4 protein-coding genes are annotated in these 4,520 nt (G+C 68.5%); 2 read left to right on the top strand and 2 right to left on the bottom strand.

The features are described from left to right. Positions 1 to 23 precede the first annotated feature (23 nt). Complete coding sequence (locus ACFWF3_RS25485; protein WP_379315779.1) at positions 24 to 1,388, bottom strand: cation:dicarboxylate symporter family transporter; 1,365 nt, start codon at positions 1,386 to 1,388, stop codon at positions 24 to 26. A 98-nt stretch (positions 1,389 to 1,486) separates the two neighbouring features. Here ACFWF3_RS25485 and ACFWF3_RS25480 point away from each other — a divergent pair, with 98 nt between their 5' ends. Both ACFWF3_RS25480 and ACFWF3_RS25475 read left to right on the top strand, forming a co-directional pair. Then, positions 1,487 to 3,040, top strand: coding sequence for an ATP-binding protein (locus ACFWF3_RS25480; RefSeq protein WP_379315777.1), 1,554 nt, complete (start codon positions 1,487 to 1,489; stop codon positions 3,038 to 3,040). Next, a complete protein-coding gene (locus ACFWF3_RS25475; protein WP_378993508.1) occupies positions 3,037 to 3,735 on the top strand; it encodes a response regulator in 699 nt (232 codons plus the stop codon). Before ACFWF3_RS25480 ends, ACFWF3_RS25475 begins: the two co-directional genes overlap by 4 nt. Positions 3,736 to 3,804: 69 nt before the next feature. Here the strand turns inward: ACFWF3_RS25475 and ACFWF3_RS25470 are convergent. Then, positions 3,805 to 4,520, bottom strand: a 716-nt coding sequence (locus tag ACFWF3_RS25470; protein ID WP_379315775.1) for a cytochrome P450, incomplete at its 5' end; no start/stop codon positions are given.

Genomic DNA, 4,520 nt, shown 5'->3' with positions numbered 1-4,520 from the left:
GGCGAGGTGGGCGATCTGCTGCCTCACTGCGCGTCGACCACCTGGGCCGGAACAGGTTTCGTGATGTCGATGCGATGGTCGTCGACGTGGTCGTCGACCATCGTCTCCTCGTCGAAGGGCAGCTCACGATCGAGCACGCGCCGGGTCCGGTCGGCGTCGACGGTCTTGGTCCAGGTGCCGATGAGCAGGGTGGCCACCGCGTTGCCCGAGAAGTTGGTCAGCGCACGGGCTTCCGACATGAAACGGTCGATGCCGACGATCAGGCCGACGCCGTCGAGCAGGTCGGGGCGATGGCTCTGCAGGCCACCGGCGAGGGTGGCCAGGCCGGCGCCGGTGACGCCCGCGGCGCCCTTGGACGCGATGATCATGAACAGCAGCAGGCCGAACTGCTCACCGAGCTCGAGCGGCTTGCCCATGGCATCGGCGATGAAGATCGAGGCCATCGTCAGGTAGATGGCTGTGCCGTCGAGGTTGAACGAATACCCGGTCGGAACGACAACACCCACGGTGGTGCGCTCCACCCCCGCGTGTTCCATCTTCGCGATCAGGCGCGGCAGCGCCGACTCCGACGACGAGGTCGCCACGATCAGCAGGTACTCACGCGACAGGTAGCGGCACAGCTTCAGGATCGAGACGCCCGAGACCATCCGCAGGATCACGCCGAGCACACCGAACACGAACACCAGGCACGTCAGATAGAACGCGATCATCAGCGTCGCCAGCTGCACCACCGCCGACCAGCCGGTGCGGCCGACCACGTTCGCGATCGCGCCGAACGCGCCGATCGGCGCCAGCCACAGGATCATCGACAGGATCCGGAACACCAGCTTCTGGCCCAGCGAAACCGCGCGCAGGATCGGCGCGCCCGCCGCGCCCATCGCCTGCACGGCGAACCCGACCAGCAGCGCGACGAACAGCGCCTGCAGCACGCTGCCCGCGGTGAGCGAGGACACGAGCGTGGTCGGCACGATGTTCTGGATGAAGTCCCAGGTACCGCCCGCGCTGTGCGCCTGATCGGCGTATTTCGCGCCCGCTCCGGTGGCGCCGACGTTCAGGCCCTCGCCCGGGTCGATGAGGTTGCCGACCACGAGCCCGATGCCGAGCGCGACCGTCGACATCGCGAGGAAATAGCCGATGGCCAGCCCACCCACCTTGCCGACGGTGGCAGCCGCGCGCACCGAACCGATGCCCAGGACGATCGTGCAGAAGATGACAGGTGCGATCATCATCTTGATCAGGTTCACGAACACGGTGCCCAGCGGCGCGAGTGACTGACCGAATTCCGGGGCCACCCGGCCGACAACGACGCCGGCCACGACGGCGATGATCACCGCGATGTACAGCCAGTGGGTATGGTCGCGTTTCCGCGCTGCGGTGGTATCACTCATGCCGACGAGCATGAGCAACTATTGTGACGGCCGTCACTTTGGTCCATAAGTTTCATATCTGCGCATAACGTTCGAGAAATCCAGGTCGGAGGCAAGAGGTGCGACGAGGACGACTGTCGCTCGCGGGACAGGCCTTCGTATGGCAGCTGGTGGTGCTGGCGCTGCTGATCGCCATCGGCACGATCCTGGCCGTGCTCGATGCCCGGCGCGACCATGACCTGGCCGCGGAGATGCAGGTCAGAGATGTCTCGGTCACGGTGGCGCGGTCGCCGTCGACCTTGGCCGCGGTGAACTCGCCCTACCCGAGCGGACTGCTGCAACCGACCACCGAGCGGATCAGGGCGGCCACCGGCATGGACTTCATCGTCGTGATGGCCCCCGACCGCACCCGCTACACCCACACCAACCCCGACCTGATCGGCAAGCCGTTCGTCGGCAGCATCGACGGCGCCCTGGCGGGCCAGACCCTCACCGAGACCTTCACCGGCACCCTCGGCCCCTCGATCCGCGCGGTCACCCCGGTCTACGACAACGGCCGGGTGGTCGCGCTGGTCTCGGCCGGTGTCACCCGAGCCAAGATCAGCACCCAGGTCGCCTCCCAGCTGCCACTGATCCTCGGCGTCGCCGCGATGGGTCTCGCGCTGGCCGCGCTGTCGTCGTTCCTGATCAGCCGTAGGCTGCGCCGCCAGACCCACGGTCTGGCCCCCGACGAACTACGCGCGCTCTACGAGCACCACGACGCGGTACTGCACTCCGTCCACGAGGGACTGGTGGTGTTCGGTGACCAATCCGAGGCCGCGGAGGTGGTCAACGATCAGGCGCGCACCCTGCTCGACCTGCCCGACGGTCCGGTCCTGCGCAGCGACCTGCCGGTCTCGCTGCAGCAGATGAGCGGGGGCGTGGTGCGCGACGAGACGCACGTGACCACCGACCGCATCCTGCTGGTGAACCAGGACCTGGTGAGCTGGGAGGGCCGCGAAATCGGCACCGTGCTCACCATCCGCGATCAGACCGAGCTGCGCACGGTGCTCGGCGAACTCGACTCGGTGCGCGGCTTCGCCGAATCGCTGCGCGCACAGGCGCACGAGGCGGCCAACCGGCTGCACACCGTGGTGACGATGGTCGAGCTGGGCCGCCCCGAGGAAGCGGTGGCCTTCGCGACCGCGGAACTCCAGCTCTCGCAGGTGCTGATCGACCGGCTGCTGGCCGCCGTCGGCGACGCGGCGCTGGCCGCGCTGCTGCTCGGCAAGGTCGACCAGGCCGCCGAACGTGGCGTGAGCCTGGCGATCAGCGAGGACACCGCGCTGGACTCCACCGATCCACTGTCCGCGCACGAGACCGTCACCCTGGCGGGCAACCTGATCGACAACGCGATCGACGCGGCGGCGGGCACCGTCGACAAGCGCGTCGAGGTGTCGGTGTGCCATCGTGACGGCGCGCTGTGGGTCCAGGTGTCCGACAGCGGACCCGGCATGTCGGCCCAGATGTTCTCGCGGGCGGCCGAACGCGGCTACACCACGAAATCCGACCACGCGGGCCTCGGCCTCGCGCTGGTGCACCGCCTCGTCGATCGACATCGCGGCACCATCACCACCACGGCCGCACCACACAGCGCGGTCATCGTTCGCATTCCGCTGAGGGAGACACCATGATCCGCGTCCTGATCGTCGAGGACGAGCCGTTGATCGCCCAGGCACATCGGGCCTATCTCGAACGGCTCGACGGTTTCGTCACCGGTGGGGTCGTCCACACCGGACGCGACGCGCTGCGGGTGGCGGCCGAGGCGATCGCCGACGGCAATCCGTTCCATCTGGTGCTGATGGACATCGGCCTACCCGACATCAGCGGCCTCGATGTGGCCGCCGCGCTCAACGGACTCCAGCCGCGCCCCGATGTCATCGCGATCACCTCGGCGCGCGAGCTGAACATGGTGCGCAGCGCGGTGGCGCACGGCGTGGTGCTGTACCTGCTCAAGCCGTTCACCTTCGCCGCGTTCCGGGAAAAGCTGGAACGCTACCGCGGTTTCGACACCGCGCTGCCCGCGGGTGAGGCGGCCCTGTCGCAGTACGACATCGACCGCGCGCTCGGTGCGCTGCGCACCGCCGACCAGAAGGCCGGTGCGCCGAAAGGCGTTGTCCAGCACACCCTCGAAGAGGTGTCGCGCGCGGTGCGCGCGGCCGAATCCGGCATCACGGCCACCGATGCCGCGGCGGCCGTTGGTGTTTCGCGGATCACGGCATGGCGGTATCTCGAGAAGCTCGCCGACGACGGATTGGCCGAGCGTCGCGCCGACTACGGCAGGGCCGGCCGGCCGAAGACCCGCTACCGCTGGCGTACGAGCTCATAGCCGCGCGCCCGGGCTCGGCCCGGTGCGGGCAGGCGCGAAAGTCCGGCCGACGGCCGGTGAGCACCGGACTCAAGCCGGACGGGACGCCCCCGCCAGGTCATCGGGGGCCGAGATGCGCGCGACCGGACCCAGGTCGACCGGCATGTGCTCGAAACCGTGCAGCGTGAACAGGTTTCGACGGACCGGCTCGCCGCGCAATCGTAGATTCGGGTAGCGGGTGTAGAGCGCGCGCAGGGCGTGGACCGCTTCCATCCTGGCCAGGCTCGCACCCAGGCAGGAGTGCACACCGCTGCTGAACGCCAAGTGCTCCTTGGCATTACGGCGGTCGATGTCGAAGCGGTGCGGGTCGGGGAAGACCGCCGGGTCGCGGTTGGCCCCGGCCAGCGACAGGATCACCGTACTGTTCGCCCGCACTCGCACACCATCGATCTCGACATCCTCGAGCGTCTGGCGCGCGGTGGTCTGGACGGGAGGATCGAACCGCAGCGTTTCCTCCACCACGTCGGGCCAGCGTTCGGGATCCTCTTGGGCGAGGGCGAGCTGATCGGGATGGGCCGACAGCGCGGCGACCGCGTTGCCGATCAGGTTCACCGTCGTCTCGAAACCGGCGCCCATCAGCAGACTCGCGCCCGCCTGCAGTTCCCGCAGACTCAGATCACCCGAGCGGACCAGGGTGGACAGGATGTCCTCGCCCGGTGCGCGACGCAACGTGGCGATGTGGTCGGCCAGGTAGTCGTCCATGGTCTCGATCGCGGTCATCGCGGCTCGATAGGTTCGCCATGAGG

It is taken from the genome of Nocardia sp. NPDC060220, assembly GCF_042727815.1.
GTDB lineage: Bacteria > Actinomycetota > Actinomycetes > Mycobacteriales > Mycobacteriaceae > Nocardia.
This window is presented reverse-complemented; position numbering and strand designations above follow the sequence as displayed.